A 15755-nucleotide genomic window follows, 5' to 3' on the forward strand; every position below is an offset into this window, starting at 1 on the left:
CGTTCGCTCTTGACTCGGTGCCCGCTTTGCGAGCAGATGCGAACGAACGTTCGCTTTCGCTCCCGGAGACTGCCATGCCCGCGGCCGCCGCCGCCCCTGCCACCGCTTCCGGGCCAAACCGGAAGGACCCGCGCCGCCGCGTGCTCGACGCCGCGGCGCGCTGCTTCATCCGTGGCGGGTTCCATGCCACCAGCATGCACGAGGTCTGCGCCGAGGCCGGCATGAGCCCCGGGGCGCTCTACCGCTATTTCCCCTCCAAGGAGGCGATCATCATCGCCATTGTGGAGGAGGAGCGCTCGGCGCGGTCGGCGCTGCTGGCCCATCTCGACAGCTCCGCCACCCTCGTCGAGGCCCTTACCTTGATGGGAGAGGCGCTGTTCTCCAGCGATCCGCCAATGGTGTGCGTCGAGCTCGGGCCCGAGATCGCCGCCGAGGTCAGCCGCAACCCGCGCCTCCGGCCGGTCTTCGACGAGGTGGAAGACGAGATGGACGCCGCCTTCCTGCGCGCCCTGGAAGCGGCGCAGGCCCGGGGCGAGGTCGACCCCGCCCTCGATCGCGACCACGTCATGCTCATGATCAACGCCCTCGGCGACGGCATCATGCTGCGCCGCCGGCTGCAGCCCGAGCTTCCGCTGGCGCAAATGATGCCGCAGATCGCGACCCTTATCGGCCGCATGCTGGCCCCGCCGGCCCCTTCCGTTTCCTCCGGAGCCTCCCGATGAGCGCCCCCACCCCTTCCGCCCCCACGCCCGCGCGCGGCGGGCCGTCCACGCGCGGCCGCGTGCTGCTGGCGCTCGCCATGACCGTGGTGGTGGTCGGCGTCGGCGGCTATGCCTTCCGCGACCGCATTCCCGCCGATCTGTGGCCGGCCCGGGCCGCCGAGCCCGCGACGGCCGCCAACCCCGCGCCGGCCCCTGCTGCGCCCGCCGCCCAGGTGCGCGGCACCACCGTCACCGTGGTGCCGGCCGCCGAGCGCACGGTGGTCGAGCGCCTGCCGGTGAACGGCACGCTGGTGCCGCGCGAGGAGATCCAGGTCGGGCCGGAGATCGACGGCTACCGCGTGGTCGAGATCCTCGTGGAGGAGGGCGACCGGGTCGAGAAGGGCCAGCTCCTCGCCCGGCTGTCGCGCGACATGCTGGAGACCTTGCTCGCCCAGAACACCGCCAACGCAGCGAAAGCAAAGGCCGCCGTCGCCCAGCAGAAGGCGGCGCTGGAGCAGGCCGACGCCCAGCGCATCGAGGCCGAGGCCGCGGTGGCGCGCTCCCGCACCCTCATCAAGACCGGCGCCACCTCGCAGGAGGTGCTGGACCAGCGCGAGCGCGCCGTCAGCGTCGCCGAGGCGCAGGTCGCCGCCGCCCGCGAGGCGGTCACCGCCGCCGAGGCCGAGGGCGCCCAGATCAAGGCGATGCGCGACGAGATCGAGGTGCGGCTCGCCCGCACCGACATCCGCGCGCCGGCGGCCGGAGTTGTCTCCGCCCGCTCCGCCCGGATCGGTGCCATCGTGCTCTCCGCCAACACCGAGCCGCTGTTCCGCATCGTGCGGGACGGCGCCATCGATCTCGACGCCGAGGTGCCGGAATCGGCGCTGCCGCGCATCCGGCCGGGCATGAAGGTGGCGGTGACGCCATCCGGCTTCGCCGCGCCGGTGGAGGGCGCGGTGCGGCTCGTCGGCGCCAAGGTCGACAGCTCCACCCGCCTCGCCCGCGTCGCCGTGGCGCTGCCGGACGATCCCCAGCTCCGCCCCGGCGCCTATGGCCGCGGGGTGATCGAGCTGGCGCGCCACGAGGGTGTGGCGGTGCCGCTTTCGGCGGTGCAGTTCAGCCCGGACGGCACCTTCGTGCTGGTGGTGAAGAACGACACGGTCGAGCAGCGGGCGGTGAAGACCGGGCTTCAGGGCGAGGGCGTGGTCGAGATCGTCGACGGGCTGGCGGCGGGCGAGGCGGTGGTGGCGCGCGCCGGAGGCTTCCTGCGCGACGGCGACCGCGTCACGCCGGTCGCCGCGGCCGACACCGCGCGCGGGGGCGCCTGATGGCCATCAACATTTCCGCCTGGTCGATCCGCAAGCCCATTCCCTCCATCGTCCTGTTCGTCGTGCTGACGGTGCTCGGCCTGTTCGCCTTCGGCGACGTGCCGATCACCCGCATGCCGAACATCGACGTGCCCATCGTCACGGTGCAGATCAACCAGTCCGGCGCGGCGCCGAGCGAGCTCGAGACCCAGGTCACCAAGAAGATCGAGACCACGGTGGCCGGCGTGCAGGGGGTGAAGCACATCACCTCCTCCATCACCGAGGGCACCTCGCTCACCACCATCGAGTTCCAGCTCGAGACCCAGGTGGACCGCGCGGTGAACGACGTGCGCGACGCCGTGACCAAGATCCGCACCGAACTGCCACAGGACATCGACGAGCCGCTGGTGCAGCGCGTCGACGTCGAGGGCATGGCGATCGTCACCTATGCCGCCGAGGCGCCGACGATGACGCCCGACGAGCTGTCCTGGTTCGTCGACGACACCGTCATCCGCGCGCTGCAGGGCGTGCGCGGCGTCGCCCAGGTGAAGCGCGAGGGCGGCGTTGACCGGGAAATCCGCATCGCGCTGAACCCCCAGAAGCTCGCCGCGCTCGGCGTCACCGCCGCGGATGTGAACCGGCAGCTCGTCGCGACCAATGTCGACCTCGCCGGCGGGCGCGGCGAGATCGGCACGCTGGAGCAGTCGGTGCGCACGCTCGGCGGCGCCGCCACCGTGGCCGACCTCGCCGAGACCCGCATCGCGCTGCCGGGCGGGCGCCAGGTCCGCCTCGCCGATCTCGGCACCGTGACGGACGGGGCGGCCGAGCCGCGGCTGTTCGCCCGGCTCGACGGCAAGCCGGTGGTGGCCTTCGGCGTCTACCGCGCCAAGGGCTTTTCCGACGTGGTGGTGGCGCAGAACGCCGAGGCGGAGCTGCGCCGGCTCGAGGCGCGCCATCCCGACGTGACGATCACCCTCATCGACTCCACGGTGAAATACACCAAGGCCGACTATGAATCGGCCATGCACACGCTGGTCGAGGGCGCGGTGCTGGCGATCATCGTGGTGATGATCTTCCTGCGCGACTGGCGGGCGACGCTGGTCTCGGCGCTGGCCATCCCGCTGTCGATCCTGCCGACCTTCTGGGTGATGAACCTGCTCGGCTTCTCGCTGAACGGGGTCAGCCTGCTGGCGGTCACGCTGGTGACCGGCATCCTGGTCGACGACGCCATCGTCGAGATCGAGAACATCGTGCGCCACATGCGCATGGGCAAGTCGCCCTACCGGGCCGCGATCGAGGCCGCCGACGAGATCGGCCTCGCCGTGGTGGCGACCACGCTCACCATCGTCGCGGTGTTCATGCCGGTCAGCTTCATGGGCGGCATCGCCGGCCAGTACTTCAAGCAGTTCGGCATCACCGTCGCCGTTGCGGTGCTGTTCTCGCTGGTGGTGGCGCGGCTGCTGACGCCGATGCTGGCGGCCTATTTCCTGCGCGACCATGGCCACCGCGAGAGCCATGACGGGCCGGTGATGCGGGGCTATGTCGCGCTGCTGCGCGCCTCGATCCGCCACCGCTTCGTCACCATCGCCGTGGGCATCGGGCTGTTCGCCGTCTCGATGTGGCTCTCCACCCTGCTGCCGTCCGGCTTCATTCCCAATGCCGACGTGTCGCGCTCGGTGCTGGCGGTGGAGCTGCCGCCGGGCTCGACCCTGCACACCACCCAGGATGTGGTGGACGAAATTTCGGCGCTGATGAAGAAGCAGCCCGAGGTGGCGAGCGTGTTCGCCACCGCCGGCTCGAATTCGGGCGCCGGCGGGGGCGGCGGGCAGAGCGCCGGCGAGGTCCGCAAGGCGACGCTGATCATCAACCTCGTGCCCCGCGCCGACCGCACCGAGACCCAGAAGCAGTTCGAGAACCGGATGCAGCGCGTTATCGCCGGCCTGCCGGACCTGCGGTTCAATTTCGGCGCCTCCGGCGGCGCCGGCCCCGGCGGGCGCGAATTCACCGTCATCCTCTCCGGTTCGGACGGGCCGGCGGTGGAGAAGGCGGCGCTGGAGCTGGAACGCGAGATTCGGGCGAAGGCCCACGGCCTCACCAATGTCGTCACCTCCGCCGCGCTGGAGCGCCCGGAGATCCGGGTGGTGCCGAAGCTGGCGGAAGCCGCCGAGCTCGGCGTGTCGGTCTCGGACATCGCCCAGACCGTGCGCATCGCCACCATCGGCGATGTCTCGCAGAACCTCGCCAAGTTCTCGGCCGGCGACCGCCAGGTGCCCATCCGGGTGCAGCTCGACGAGGCGGCGCGGGCGGAGATCGGCACCTTCCAGACGCTGAAGGTGCGCACCGCCGCCGGCGCCTCGGTGCCGCTCTCGGCGGTGGCGGACATCGAGTTCGGGGTGGGCCCTTCCAGCCTCGACCGCTACGACCGCGCCCGGCGCATCGCCATCGAGGCCGACCTCGTCGGCAACACCCAGCTTGGCGAGGCGCTGGCGGAGGTCTACGCCCTGCCGGCGGCCAAGCACCTGCCGCCCGGCGTGGTGCTGAAGGAGGCGGGCGACGCCGAGATCATGGCGGAGGTGTTCGGCGGCTTCGCCATCGCCATGGCGGCGGGCGTGATGCTGGTGCTGGCGGTGCTGGTGCTGCTGTTCTCCGACCTGCTGCAGCCCATCACCATCCTCGTCGCGCTGCCGCTCTCGGTGGGCGGGGCCTTCGTCGCGCTGCTGCTCACCAACAACGCCATGACCCTGCCGGTGGTGATCGGCTTCCTCATGCTGATGGGCATCGTCACCAAGAACGCCATCCTGCTGGTGGATTTCGCGGTGGAATCGGTACGGCTCGGCCATGACCGCACCTCGGCGCTGATCGAGGCCGGCCGCAAGCGGGCCCAGCCGATCGTGATGACCACCATCGCCATGGCGGCGGGAATGGTGCCTTCCGCCATGGGGCTGGGGGAGGGCGCCGCCTTCCGCGCCCCGATGGCGATCGCGGTGATCGGCGGCCTGCTCGCCTCCACCGTGCTGTCGCTGGTGTTCGTGCCGGCGGTGTTCACGCTGATGGACGATGTCGGCCGCCTGTTCGGCAAGGTGTTCGGCCGCTTCGTCGGCGAGCGCGACGACCCGGAGGACGACCATCGGCGCGCCTCCGCGGCGGGCGCGGCGCCGCGCGGGGCTGAGGTCCAGCACGAGCTGCCGCCGCCCCGCATCGCGGCGGAGTGAGCCCACCCGGCGGCGCAGGCTGCCGGCGGCGTGGCGAACCCCATGAAAAAGCCGGCGCGGGTGCCCCCGCGCCGGCTTTTTCAGGCTCGCGGAGAGGGTCTACTGCAGCGGGGTGTTGTCGCCGCCGTCGGCGGTGCGCGCCAGCGTCATCTCGGTCACGGCGACCAGGATCTCGGCACGGGTCCTGAGGTCGGCGGCCTCCAGCAGCGCCTGCTTCTCGCGGGCGCCGAACGGCGACATCATGGCGAGGTTGTTCACCAGCGTCTCGTTCGGCGCGCCCTTGATGTTGTCCCAGTCCGCCTCGAGCTTGTTGGCGTCGAGATAGGAAGCAAGGGTGCGCAGGAGCTGGCCGCGATCCACCTGATCGGCGCCGCGATTGGGTATGAAGTCATCGGCGAAGGCCGTGAAATCCACCCGTGCCCGGCGAAACGGGGTGTCGACCGCCAGCTCTTCCAGAAGCCGGAAGCGGGCGACCCCGGACAGGCTGAGCACATAGCGCCCGTCGCCGGTCTCGGCCAGCTCGGTGATGCGCCCGACGCAGCCCACCGCCGCCAGCGCCGGCCCGTGCGGCAGGGCGCCGCCGCGGGGATCGGACTGGATCATGCCGATCAGCCGGTCTCCCGCCATGGCGGCGTCGATCATCGCGAGATAGCGCGGCTCGAAGATGTTCAGCGGCAACTGGCAGCGGGGCAGCAGCAGCACGCCTTCCAGCGGAAAGAGCGGGACGCTGTCCGGCAGTTCGTCCGGTCCCTGGTAGGGGCGGTTCATCGGCATGGTCGGTTCTCCGGACGGTGGTGCCGGGCGCGCGCCGCGCCCGGCCGGGGGCGGGCCGGCCTCAGGAGAACAGCAGCGAGGACAGGCGGCGGCGGCCGAGAAGGGTCATCGGGTCGGTCGGCCCCCACGCCTCGAAGAACTGGACGAGCTGCTTGCGCGCGCCGTCCTCGTTCCACGCGCGGTCCTTCTTCACGATGGCGAGGAGCTGGCCGATCGCCTCTTCCCGCTTGCCACGGGCGTTGAGCGCGAGGGCGAGGTCGAAGCGGGCCTGATGGTCCAGCGGGTCGGCGGCGACCTTTGCCTCCAGCCCGGCGAGGTCGCCGAGGGCGGCGGCGGCCTCCTCGATCTCGATGGCGGCGCGCACCGCGGCGATCGCGGCGTCGCCGGCGATGGCGGCCGGCACCGCGGCCAGCGTCGCCTTGGCCTGCTCGATCTGGCCGCTGGCGAGCTGGGCCCGGGCAATGCCGGCATGGGCCTTGGCGTTCTCCGGCTCCTCGCCCAGCACGGCGGCGAAAATCTCGACGGCGCCGACGAGATCGCCCTCGGCGAGGGCGGCCTCGCCGCTGGCGAGCACCTCGGCGATGTCGCCCCCGCCGGGGCCGCCCGCGGCCACCAGCTTGTCGACGAAGGCCTGCACCTGCCGCTCGGGCTGGGCGCCCATGAAGCCGTCGACCGGCTGGCCGTTGACGAAGGCATAGACCGTGGGCAGCGACTGGATGCCGAGCTGCTGGGCGACCTGGGGATGGTCGTCGGTGTTCATCTTGGCGAGGCGCACCTTGCCCTTGGCGCCGCGCACCACCTTCTCGATGACGGGGGTGAGCTGCTTGCAGGGGCCGCACCAGGGCGCCCAGAAATCGACGATGACGGGGCGGCGGCGGGATTCCTCCACCACGTCCTTCATGAAGCTCCGGGTGGTGGTGTCGATCACCACATCGTCCCCGGCCGGCACACCCGCGGGGCCCGGAGTGGCGGACTGGTTCAGCAGCATGGATCACCTCGGCTGGGCGGCTCGTTGTCGAGCGTTAAGATGGTTCTCCGGGCGGGGAATGCAACGGCTCACGCCGTCTCTTCCGTCCCCTCCGGCGCGCGCTTGGGCACGGCGAGAATCACGGGCTCGTGCCCGGTGGCGCGCAGGAAGCGCACCAGGTCGTCGCGCCCGATGGTGGTGGTCGAGGTGTTGCAGAGCGGATGGCAGTTGATCTGCGCGTGCTCCAGCAGCTCGGCGTCGAGCACCACCGTCACCCGGCCGGCGGTGTCGTTGATCGGGCCGAAGGCGGTGACGGCGCCCGGCTTCACGCCCAGCACCTCCTCCAGCAGCTCGGCGCTGCCGAAGGACAGCCGGCTGGCCGCGCCGAGCGGCACGTGCAGGCTCTTGAGGTCGACCCGCGCCTCCTCCTCCACCACGACGAGGAAGAGCCGGCCCTTCTTGTCCTTGAGGAACAGGTTCTTGGTGTGCCCGCCGGCGATCTCGCCGCGCAGGCGCTGGGAATCCTCCACCGTGAAAAGCGGGGGGTGGTCCACCGTCACGGTGGCGATGCCGAGCTCGGCCAGCCGCGCGAAGAGATGCGGCGCGGCGGCGCGGGCGCTGTCGGTGGTCACGGCGGCGGCGGCGGGGGCGGTGGTGCTGGTCATGGCGGTTTTCTAGTGCGGCGCCGGGAGGAAGGGAAGCGTTGACAGCCGGCGCCCGGCGCGGCCACATCGTCGGCCTCGCGCGGCAACAAGGCAGTCTCCATGCGTCCCGTCATCGGCGTCGTCTCCGACGTGAAGCCCGGCTCCGGCCATGTCACCCACGGTGTGACGGAAAAATACCTGTTCGCGGTGGCGCGCGGCGCGCAGACCTACCCGGTCATGCTGCCCGGCCGGCTCTCGGACGTCGACGGCACCATGAGCGAGACCGCGGTGCTGGAGGAGATCTTCGCCCTCGTCGACGGCATCTTCCTGCCCGGCAGCCCGTCCAATGTCGCCCCCGAACACTACGGCGCGGCGCCCTACGACCCGCCGCTGCCGTCCGACCCGCACCGCGACGTACTCTCGCTGCCGCTGATCCGCGCCTGCATCGAGCGCGGCGTGCCGCTGTTCGGCGTGTGCCGCGGCTTCCAGGAGATGAACGTGGCGCTGGGCGGTACGCTGCACCAGAAGGTGCATGAGCAGCCCGGCCATTTCGACCACCGCGAGGACGCCACCGGCACCATCGAGGCGCAATACGCCCCGGTCCACGAGGTCGCGCTCACCCCGGGCGGCGTGCTGGCCGGTCTCGCCGGGGCGACGCGGTGGAAGGTGAACTCGCTGCACGGCCAGGGTGTCGACCGGCTGGCGCCGGGCCTCGTGGTCGAGGCGCGGGCCGATGACGGGCTGGTGGAAGGCTTCCGGGTCAAGGACGCGCCGGGTTTCGCGCTGGCGGTGCAGTGGCACCCGGAATGGCGGTTCTGGGCCGATGCGCTGTCGAGCGGCCTGTTCGCCAGCTTCGGCGAGGCGGCGCGGGCCCGGGCGGCCGCCCGCCGCGGTCTGAAGGCGGCGGAATAGCGCGCGAGGCACCCGCACGGCACCGCCGCGCCGTTTCAGCCGCGCGCGGTGAACAGGTGGCCGATGCCGTCGCGGATGTCGTCCTCGATGGCGCGGCGCAGCCGGGCCTCGTCGCCCGCGCCGAGTGCCCGCAGCGCCTCGGCGTGGCGGTCCACCGGGTAGTGGCGCTCGAGGTCGGCCAGCGCCATGCGCATGAAGGGCCCGATCTGCAGCCAGATGGACTCGATCAGCGGCAGCAGCACGTTGTCCGGCCGGCCGCCATAGAGCGCGGCGTGGAAGGCGAGATTGGTCTCGATCATCGCCTCGGTGTCGCCGGTCTCCACCGCGATGTCGGATTCGCGGTTCAGCGCCTCCAGCCGCGCACGGAACGGGCCGTCGGCGTGGTCGAGCGCCCGGGCGGCGGCCTCGGTCTCCAGCAGGATGCGGGTGGTCACCAGCTCCTCGAAGCGCCGGGCGGTCATCTCCGGCACCCGGACCCGGCGGTTGTCGAGCAGCACCAGCGCCCGCTCCGCCACCAGCCGGCGCAGCGCCTCGCGCACCGGCATCGCCGAGACGCCGAGCGCCTCCGCCAGCCCGCGGATCGTCACCGCCTTGCCGGGGGGGAACCGGCCGGACATCACGGTGCGCCGCAGCCGGCGGAACACCCATTGCTGCACCGTCTCGCCCGGCAGGCGGGGGTCGTCGGCGAGGTCGAGCCGGGCCTGATCCATTGAGGTCCTTGAAGCGACTGTCGAAGCTGACACCTTCGTTCTGACATGTGGCGGTGGCAATGTCACAGTCCTGCCGATTCCCTGCCGCCGCCCCGCCCGGAGTTGCCCATGTCCACCGATGCCCGCACCGGCCACGAGATCGACCCGAAGCTGCTTGAAATCCTGGTCTGCCCGCTGACGAAGGGACCGCTGGACTATGACCGCGACGCCCGCGAGCTGGTCTCGCGCCGGGCGCGGCTGGCCTATCCCATCCGCGACGGCATCCCGATCATGCTGGTCGAGGAGGCCCGCCGCCTCGAGGAGCCGGTGCCCGGCAAGGGCTGAGGCCTGCCGTGCCGGCGGCGCCCCTACAGCGCCTGGCCGCGCAGCAGCTTCGGGGCCTGGCCACCGACCCCCGCGGCGTCGCGGATGAAGGCGTCCTTCAGCCGCGGCAGCCGCTCCACCACGCCGAGCCCGACGTCGCGCAGCAGCCGCAGCACGTCGGAGCGGTTCGAGAACAGGCGGTTGAGGCCGTCCGTCGCCACCCCCATGGTCAGCGTGTCGAAGCGGCGCCAGCGCTGGTAGCGCTCCAGCACCTCGACGCCGCCGAGGTCGAGCCCGAGCCTGCCGGCATCGGTGACCGCCTCCGCCAGCGCGGCGACGTCGCGCAGCCCCATGTTGAGGCCCTGGCCGGCGATGGGGTGGATGGTGTGGGCCGCATCGCCCACCAGCGCCAGCCGCTCCCCGACGAAGCGCCGGGCCATCTGGAAGCCCAGCGGGAAGGCGCGCGGGGTATCCAGAACCTCGATCGCCCCGAGCGCGAGACCGAAGCGCTGCTCCAGCTCGTCGTGGAACAGCACCGGGGGCAGCTCCAGCAGGCGCCGGGCGGCGGCGGTCGATTCGGTCCAGACGATGGAGCAGCGCCGTCCCGTCAGCGGCAGGACGGCGAAGGGCCCGGCGGGCAGGAAATGCTCGATCGCCTTGCCCTCGTGGTCGCGCTCATGGCCCACCGTCAGCACGATGCCGGACTGGCCATAGGGCCAGCCCACCGTGCCGATGCCGGCCATGCTGCGCAGCCGGGAGCGGCCGCCGTCGCAGGCGCACACCAGCTCCGCCGCGACCGCCGCGCCGTCGTCCAGCGTGAGCCGCGCCGAGCGTCCTGCGCTTTCCAGCGCGGTGACGCCGGCATTCACCATCGCGATTCCCGCCGCCTCGGCGGCCTGTGTCAGGGCCGCCTGCAGCGCGGCGTTGGGCACCATGTGGGCGAAGGGCTCGCCGGGCGTCGCGTCATCGCGGGAACGGATCTCGCCGTCGAAGGAGAGGAAGGCGGGCCGGGCCACGTCGCCGAGCCTGGAATCGGTGATCTCCATGGTCAGCATGGGCTGGGCCTCGGCGGCGACCTGCGGCCACACCCCGAGCGTTTCCAGCAGCCGGCGGGCGCCGGCGGCGATGGCCGAGGCGCGGGTGTCGCCGAGGGCGGGGCCGCGGGCGAAATGCGGGTCCGCCACCAGGATGCGCGCCTGCGCGCCCAGCCCGTGGCGCAGCGCGAGCGCGAGGGAGAGCCCGCCGAGCCCCCCGCCGGCAATGGCGATGTCGACGCGGCGCGGGGCCGCCGGAGCGGGGGAGGGGCTGGCGTGCGGGGCGGGCATGGCGGTCTCCTCGAGGCCGTGGCGGCGCCGGGCATCGGTGGCGCGCGGGAGGGCGCAGCGCCGCAGCGCGGGCCCGGGCCGTTGTCGGCGAGCCGACTTATGCCTTAGCTAACAGGCTGGTGACAATGCGGCGCATCGCCGTGCCGCCGGACCGGAGCCGCCATGCCCGCCGATCTGCCCCCGGATTCTTCGTCCAGCCCGCCGCCGGCTACCGCCGCCGCCGGCTCTGCTTTGCCGCCCGATGCCTTCGCCACCACCCCGCTGGTGCGCACGTTCCAGGCGCTGCTCGACCTCGAGCCGCTGGAGGTGAACCTGTTCCGCGGCCGCAACCCGCCGGCGGACTGGCTGGTGATCGCGCGGCGGGTGTTCGGCGGGCAGGTGCTGGCGCAGGCGCTGGTGGCGGCGCAGCGTACGGTGGAGGGCATCGCCGCCCACTCCCTCCACGGCTATTTCCTCCTCACCGGCGACCCGCAGGCGCCGATCGTCTACCAGGTCGAGCGCATCCGCGACGGCCGCAGCTTCGCCACCCGGCGGGTGGTCGCGGTGCAGCACGGCCGGCCGATCTTCATCATGTCCGCCTCGTTCCACCGGGAGGAGCCGGGCTTCGAGCACAGCATGAAGCTGCCCGCCGCCGTGCCGGAGCCGGAGGACATCCCGCCGATGGCGGAACGCGGGGCGGCGCTGGAGAAGCTGCCGGAGCTGGTGCGGGCCTACTGGACCCGGGTGCGGCCGATCGAGCTCAGGCCGGTGCATCTCGGCCGCCCGCCCGGGGCGGCCAATGCCGATCCGCGCCAGTTCATCTGGTTCCGCACCGCCGGGCCGCTGCCGGACGTGCCGGAGCTGCACCGGGCGATGCTCGCCTACACCTCCGACATGACCCTGCTGGAAACCACGCTGATCGAGCACGAGACCAGCGTGTTCAACGATGAGATCCTTGCCGCCAGCCTCGACCACGCGCTCTGGCTGCACCGCCCGTTCCGCATCGACGACTGGCTGCTCTACGCGCAGGACAGCCCCGCCGCCGGCGGCGGCCGCGGGCTTGCCCGCGGGCTGATCTACGACCGGGCCGGCCGGCTGGTCGCCTCGGTGGCGCAGGAGGGACTCATTCGTCCACGTGCAGTGCACAAATAACAGGCGCCATTGATCGCGAAATAATCATAACTTCGGCGGCAGCCGAGGGGCGCCGAAGAATTGTGCAGGCCCTTGCGCCGCCGGGCCGGGCAGCACCTCACAACCAGAGCGATTCCGCCGTTTGTGCGCCACCCGGACGGGGGGTGCGGGTGCGACCTATGCGGCGCGAAGGCTTGCCCCGCCTCGCTTGGCACGCGACTTGATTCCCCCCACCCCGGCTTGACCGAATGGTTGGGGGAAAACCCGCCTGGCCGAGTCCGACATCATTGCCCGGAGCCGGCGTATCGCGGTTCGGGGCCAAGCGGGGACAGGAACCATGAAGATCGTCATGGCTATCATCAAGCCTTTCAAGCTTGAGGAAGTCCGAGATGCCCTCACCGGCATCGGCGTGCACGGGCTGACCGTCACGGAAGTCAAGGGCTACGGCCGCCAGAAGGGCCACACCGAAATTTACCGCGGCGCGGAATACGCCGTCAGCTTCCTGCCGAAGCTCAAGATCGAAGTCGCCGTCGCCACCGAGCAGGTCGCCAAGGTCATCGACGCGATCTCCACCTCGGCGAAGACCGGCCAGATCGGCGACGGCAAGATCTTCGTCTACGCGATCGATCAGGCGGTGCGCATCCGCACCGGCGAGACCGACGTCGACGCCCTCTGATCCCGCGCCCTTGATTTTGACATTGGATTGCGACGGAGCACTCACCCCATGACGATGAAGAAGTGGATACGCGCGGGCCTTCCCGCGCTGGCGGCGGTGGCGCTGATGGCAGCGTCGGCCCATGCCCAGGATGCCGCGGTGGCAGCGGCGCCCGCCGGGCCCACGGTGAACAAGGCCGACACCACGTGGATGCTGCTGTCCACCTTCCTGGTGCTGATGATGTCGGTGCCGGGCCTGGCGCTGTTCTATGGCGGCCTGGTGCGCTCCAAGAACTTCCTGTCGGTCATCGCCCAGGTGTTCTACTCGGTCTGCATCGTGACCATCATCTGGTTCGTGTACGGCTATTCTCTCGCCTTCACCGGCGGCTCGCCCTTCGTCGGCGGCTTTTCCAAGGCGCTGCTGCACGGCGTCGGCCTCGAATCGCTCGGCGGCACCTTCTCGGTCGGCGTCGCGATTCCCGAGCTGGTCTTCGTGCTGTTCCAGCTGACCTTCGCCGCCATCACCCCGGCGCTGATCGTCGGCGCCTTCGCCGAGCGCGTGAAGTTCTCGGCCGTCGCCCTGTTCATCCCGCTCTGGGTCACCCTCATCTATTTCCCGATGGCCCACATGGTGTGGTACTGGGCCGGCCCGGACGCGGTTGACGCCGCCGCCAAGGCCGTTGCCGCCGCCACCGACCCGGCCGCCAAGGAAGCCGCCCAGTCGGCCCTCGACGCCGTCCTCGCCGACGCTGGCTACATCTTCTCGCTCGGCGCCATCGACTTCGCCGGCGGCACCGTGGTGCACATCAACGCTGGTATCGCCGGCCTCGTCGGCGCCCTCATCGTCGGCAAGCGCACCGGCTACGGCAAGGAGCTGATGCCTCCCCACTCGCTGCCCATGGCCCTCATCGGCACCGCCCTGCTGTGGGTCGGCTGGTTCGGCTTCAACGCCGGCTCCAACCTCGAAGCCGCGCCGCTCACCGTGCTCGCCAGCCTGAACACCTTCGTGGCCCCGGCCGCGGCGGCGCTCGCCTGGATGTTCGTCGAGTGGATCGTGAAGGGTAAGCCCAGCCTGCTCGGCATCGCCTCGGGCGTGGTCGCCGGCCTCGTCGCCGTCACCCCGGCCGCCGGCTTCGCCGGCCCGGGCGGCTCGATCATCCTCGGCCTCGTCACCGGCATCATCTGCTTCATCTTCTGCACCACCATCAAGAACGCCTTCGGCTATGACGACGCGCTCGACGTGTTCGGCGTGCACTGCGTCGGCGGCATCGTCGGCGCCATCGGCACCGGCATCCTGGTGAACCCCGCCCTCGGCGGCACCGGCGTCTACGACTACGCCGCCGGCGCGGTCGCCTCCTACGACACCGCCACCCAGGTGATGGCGCAGGTCAAGGCCGTGCTCATCACCATCGTGTGGTCGGGCGTCGGCTCGGCGATCCTCTACAAGGTGGTCGACATCATCGTCGGTCTGCGGCCGTCGGTGGAGCGCGAGCGCGAAGGCCTCGACATCACCGATCACGGCGAGCGGGCCTACCACTCCTGATCCCGGCCCGGCGCGGTCCGCCGCGCCGGCCTTCTTCTCCCTCGGGACCCACCCGACCTCGAACCCCGGCCTCTGGCCGGGGTTTTTCTTTTCCGCCCGCACGGTTTGCGGTGCATAGCGGGCTACCCGCGGTCCACCGCGCTGGCGTGCGGCGCCGGCCGGGTCCACCCTGCGGGGCGCTGCGGTTCCCGCCGCGCCGGCGGCGGCACGCCCGGCTCGCCATCCCGCGCGAAAACCGCCGGGATGGTTAAGAGCCCCTTTACCGGCGACGCCTAGGATCAAGCGGCCATGCATGATGTCCCCGAATCCGCCGCACTGTCGTCCACCGCCGCGCCGGCCGCCGCTCCCCCCGCGACGGCGGGCGCTGCGCCTGTGCCGCCGGCCGCCGCCGGCACGACCGCCGCGGCGGCGGATGCCGGGCCCGCGGCGCGCTCGCCCTTCGTGCGGCTGGGCGATCTTCTCGCCGGCCTCGCTCCCGGCCGGCCGCCGCTCAGCCTCGCGGTGGGCGAGCCCCAGCACCCGATGCCGGGCTTCGTCGGCGAGGTGCTCGCCGCCAACATCGCCGGCTTCGGCCGCTACCCCGCCGGCAAGGGCACCGCGGAATTCCGCACCGCCGTCGCCGACTGGTTCGGCCGGCGCTACCGCCTGCCGCGCCCGCTCGACCCCGAGGCCGAGGTGCTGGTGCTGAACGGCTCACGCGAGGGCCTGTTCGCCGCCGCCATCCTCGCCCGGCGCCTCGCACCGGCCGTCAAGCAGGCGGCCCCGACCGTGCTGCTGCCCAACCCGTTCTATGCGGCCTATGGCGCCGGGGCCGAGGCGGCCGGCTGCACCAGCGTGCCGCTGCCGCTGCCGCGCTCCGGCGGCTGGCTGCCCGATCTCGAGGCGCTGACGCCCGAGCTGCTCGGCCCCGCCGTCGCGCTCTATCTCGCCTCGCCGGCCAACCCGCAGGGCACGATCGCCGGCCGCGACTACCTCGCCCGGCTGGTCGAACTCACCCGCGCCCATGGCGTGATGCTGTTCGCCGACGAATGCTATTCCGAGATCTGGCTGGGGGATGCCCCGCCGACCGGGGTTCTGGAGGTCGCGGGACGCGATTTCGACGGCGTCGTCGCTTTCAATTCGCTCTCGAAGCGCTCCAGCCTGCCCGGCCTGCGCTGCGGCTTCTGCGCCGGCGACGCGACCTTCCTGCGCGCCTTTGCCGATTTCCGCAATGTCGCGGCGCCGCAGGTGCCCGAGCCCATCCAGGCGGTGGGCATCGCCGCGCTGGCGGATGAGGGCCATGTCCTCGCCAGCCGCGAGCTCTACCGCGCCAAGTTCGACCTCGCCGACCGGCTGCTCGGCGGGCGCTTCGGCTATCAGCGGCCGGATGGCGGCTTCTTCCTGTGGCTCGACGTCGCGGAACTGGGCGGCGGCGAGGCCGTTACCCGCCGGCTGTGGGAGCGGGAGGGGCTGCGGACCGTGCCGGGCGGCTATCTCTGCCGTTCCGATGCCGAGGGCCGCAACCCCGGCAGCGACTATCTGCGTGTGGCCCTGGTCCATGATCTCGCGACGACCGAAGCCGCGTTGGCGCGTCTCGTCGCCGGTCTGGCATAG

At 71.9% G+C, this 15755-nt stretch carries 14 protein-coding genes; 9 read left to right on the forward strand and 5 right to left on the reverse strand.

Annotated features, from left to right (window positions below; genetic code table 11):
- The first annotated feature begins 74 nt into the window (after positions 1 to 74).
- From KHC27_RS01970 to KHC27_RS01980, 3 genes are read left to right on the forward strand one after another with little or no spacing between them, the layout of a single operon-like run.
- Complete coding sequence (locus tag KHC27_RS01970; RefSeq protein WP_213334373.1) at positions 75 to 722, forward strand: TetR/AcrR family transcriptional regulator; 648 nt, start codon at positions 75 to 77, stop codon at positions 720 to 722.
- Entirely contained in the window at positions 719 to 2029 is a 1311-nt protein-coding gene (locus tag KHC27_RS01975) for an efflux RND transporter periplasmic adaptor subunit (RefSeq protein WP_213334375.1), read from the forward strand. Before KHC27_RS01970 ends, KHC27_RS01975 begins: the two co-directional genes overlap by 4 nt.
- The gene (locus KHC27_RS01980; protein WP_213334377.1) at positions 2029 to 5220 is read left to right on the forward strand and encodes an efflux RND transporter permease subunit; all 3192 of its coding nucleotides are present in this window, start codon (positions 2029 to 2031) and stop codon (positions 5218 to 5220) included. Before KHC27_RS01975 ends, KHC27_RS01980 begins: the two co-directional genes overlap by 1 nt.
- A 99-nt stretch (positions 5221 to 5319) precedes the next feature.
- On the opposite strand, the gene KHC27_RS01985 is transcribed toward KHC27_RS01980, so the two are convergent.
- The 3 genes from KHC27_RS01985 to KHC27_RS01995 form a co-directional block, all read right to left on the reverse strand.
- Positions 5320 to 5994: an LON peptidase substrate-binding domain-containing protein gene (locus KHC27_RS01985; protein WP_213334379.1), complete on the reverse strand. Its 675-nt coding sequence runs from the start codon at positions 5992 to 5994 to the stop codon at positions 5320 to 5322.
- Positions 5995 to 6055: 61 nt separating this feature from the next.
- A complete protein-coding gene (gene trxA, locus KHC27_RS01990; protein ID WP_213334381.1) occupies positions 6056 to 6982 on the reverse strand; it encodes a thioredoxin in 927 nt (308 codons plus the stop codon).
- A 68-nt stretch (positions 6983 to 7050) separates the two neighbouring features.
- A complete protein-coding gene (locus KHC27_RS01995; RefSeq protein ID WP_213334383.1) occupies positions 7051 to 7626 on the reverse strand; it encodes a prolyl-tRNA synthetase associated domain-containing protein in 576 nt (191 codons plus the stop codon).
- A gap of 99 nt (positions 7627 to 7725) precedes the next feature.
- Here KHC27_RS01995 and KHC27_RS02000 point away from each other — a divergent pair, with 99 nt between their 5' ends.
- Positions 7726 to 8517 (forward strand): gamma-glutamyl-gamma-aminobutyrate hydrolase family protein, encoded by a 792-nt coding sequence (locus KHC27_RS02000; RefSeq protein ID WP_213334385.1) that lies wholly within the window; start codon positions 7726 to 7728, stop codon positions 8515 to 8517.
- A gap of 35 nt (positions 8518 to 8552) precedes the next feature.
- On the opposite strand, the gene KHC27_RS02005 is transcribed toward KHC27_RS02000, so the two are convergent.
- Positions 8553 to 9227, reverse strand: coding sequence for a GntR family transcriptional regulator (locus KHC27_RS02005; RefSeq protein ID WP_213334388.1), 675 nt, complete (start codon positions 9225 to 9227; stop codon positions 8553 to 8555).
- Between the two features lie 108 nt (positions 9228 to 9335).
- Here KHC27_RS02005 and KHC27_RS02010 point away from each other — a divergent pair, with 108 nt between their 5' ends.
- On the forward strand, positions 9336 to 9551 hold the full coding sequence (locus KHC27_RS02010) for a Trm112 family protein (protein ID WP_213334390.1): 216 nt from the start codon (positions 9336 to 9338) through the stop codon (positions 9549 to 9551).
- A gap of 23 nt (positions 9552 to 9574) precedes the next feature.
- Here KHC27_RS02010 and KHC27_RS02015 read toward each other — a convergent pair whose 3' ends face one another.
- Positions 9575 to 10855 carry a ubiquinone biosynthesis hydroxylase gene (locus tag KHC27_RS02015; protein ID WP_213334392.1) on the reverse strand — a complete coding sequence of 427 codons (1281 nt, stop codon included), beginning with the start codon at positions 10853 to 10855 and terminating at the stop codon, positions 9575 to 9577.
- A gap of 162 nt (positions 10856 to 11017) precedes the next feature.
- Between KHC27_RS02015 and KHC27_RS02020 the strand changes: the two genes are divergently transcribed.
- From KHC27_RS02020 to KHC27_RS02035, 4 genes are all read left to right on the forward strand, one after another.
- Positions 11018 to 11986, forward strand: a complete 969-nt coding sequence (locus tag KHC27_RS02020) for an acyl-CoA thioesterase (protein ID WP_213334394.1) — start codon at positions 11018 to 11020, stop codon at positions 11984 to 11986.
- Between the two features lie 316 nt (positions 11987 to 12302).
- Complete coding sequence (locus KHC27_RS02025) at positions 12303 to 12641, forward strand: P-II family nitrogen regulator (protein ID WP_213334396.1); 339 nt, start codon at positions 12303 to 12305, stop codon at positions 12639 to 12641.
- A 48-nt stretch (positions 12642 to 12689) separates the two neighbouring features.
- Complete coding sequence (locus KHC27_RS02030; protein WP_213334398.1) at positions 12690 to 14162, forward strand: ammonium transporter; 1473 nt, start codon at positions 12690 to 12692, stop codon at positions 14160 to 14162.
- 288 nt (positions 14163 to 14450) lie between these two features.
- Positions 14451 to 15755: an aminotransferase class I/II-fold pyridoxal phosphate-dependent enzyme gene (locus KHC27_RS02035; protein ID WP_213334402.1), complete on the forward strand. Its 1305-nt coding sequence runs from the start codon at positions 14451 to 14453 to the stop codon at positions 15753 to 15755.

This window comes from Ancylobacter lacus (assembly GCF_018390635.1).
GTDB lineage: Bacteria > Pseudomonadota > Alphaproteobacteria > Rhizobiales > Xanthobacteraceae > Ancylobacter > Ancylobacter lacus.

Excerpts from the sequence above, each read along its gene's own strand:
- KHC27_RS01970 (WP_213334373.1), top strand. The coding sequence starts at position 75 with ATGCCCGCGGCCGCCGCCGCCCCTGCCACCGCTTCCGGGCCAAACCGG.
- KHC27_RS01975 (WP_213334375.1), top strand. The coding sequence starts at position 719 with ATGAGCGCCCCCACCCCTTCCGCCCCCACGCCCGCGCGCGGCGGGCCG.
- KHC27_RS01980 (WP_213334377.1), top strand. The coding sequence starts at position 2,029 with ATGGCCATCAACATTTCCGCCTGGTCGATCCGCAAGCCCATTCCCTCC.
- KHC27_RS01985 (WP_213334379.1), bottom strand. The coding sequence starts at position 5,994 with ATGCCGATGAACCGCCCCTACCAGGGACCGGACGAACTGCCGGACAGC.
- trxA (WP_213334381.1), bottom strand. The coding sequence starts at position 6,982 with ATGCTGCTGAACCAGTCCGCCACTCCGGGCCCCGCGGGTGTGCCGGCC.
- KHC27_RS01995 (WP_213334383.1), bottom strand. The coding sequence starts at position 7,626 with ATGACCAGCACCACCGCCCCCGCCGCCGCCGCCGTGACCACCGACAGC.
- KHC27_RS02000 (WP_213334385.1), top strand. The coding sequence starts at position 7,726 with ATGCGTCCCGTCATCGGCGTCGTCTCCGACGTGAAGCCCGGCTCCGGC.
- KHC27_RS02005 (WP_213334388.1), bottom strand. The coding sequence starts at position 9,227 with ATGGATCAGGCCCGGCTCGACCTCGCCGACGACCCCCGCCTGCCGGGC.
- KHC27_RS02010 (WP_213334390.1), top strand. The coding sequence starts at position 9,336 with ATGTCCACCGATGCCCGCACCGGCCACGAGATCGACCCGAAGCTGCTT.
- KHC27_RS02015 (WP_213334392.1), bottom strand. The coding sequence starts at position 10,855 with ATGCCCGCCCCGCACGCCAGCCCCTCCCCCGCTCCGGCGGCCCCGCGC.
- KHC27_RS02020 (WP_213334394.1), top strand. The coding sequence starts at position 11,018 with ATGCCCGCCGATCTGCCCCCGGATTCTTCGTCCAGCCCGCCGCCGGCT.
- KHC27_RS02025 (WP_213334396.1), top strand. The coding sequence starts at position 12,303 with ATGAAGATCGTCATGGCTATCATCAAGCCTTTCAAGCTTGAGGAAGTC.
- KHC27_RS02030 (WP_213334398.1), top strand. The coding sequence starts at position 12,690 with ATGACGATGAAGAAGTGGATACGCGCGGGCCTTCCCGCGCTGGCGGCG.
- KHC27_RS02035 (WP_213334402.1), top strand. The coding sequence starts at position 14,451 with ATGCATGATGTCCCCGAATCCGCCGCACTGTCGTCCACCGCCGCGCCG.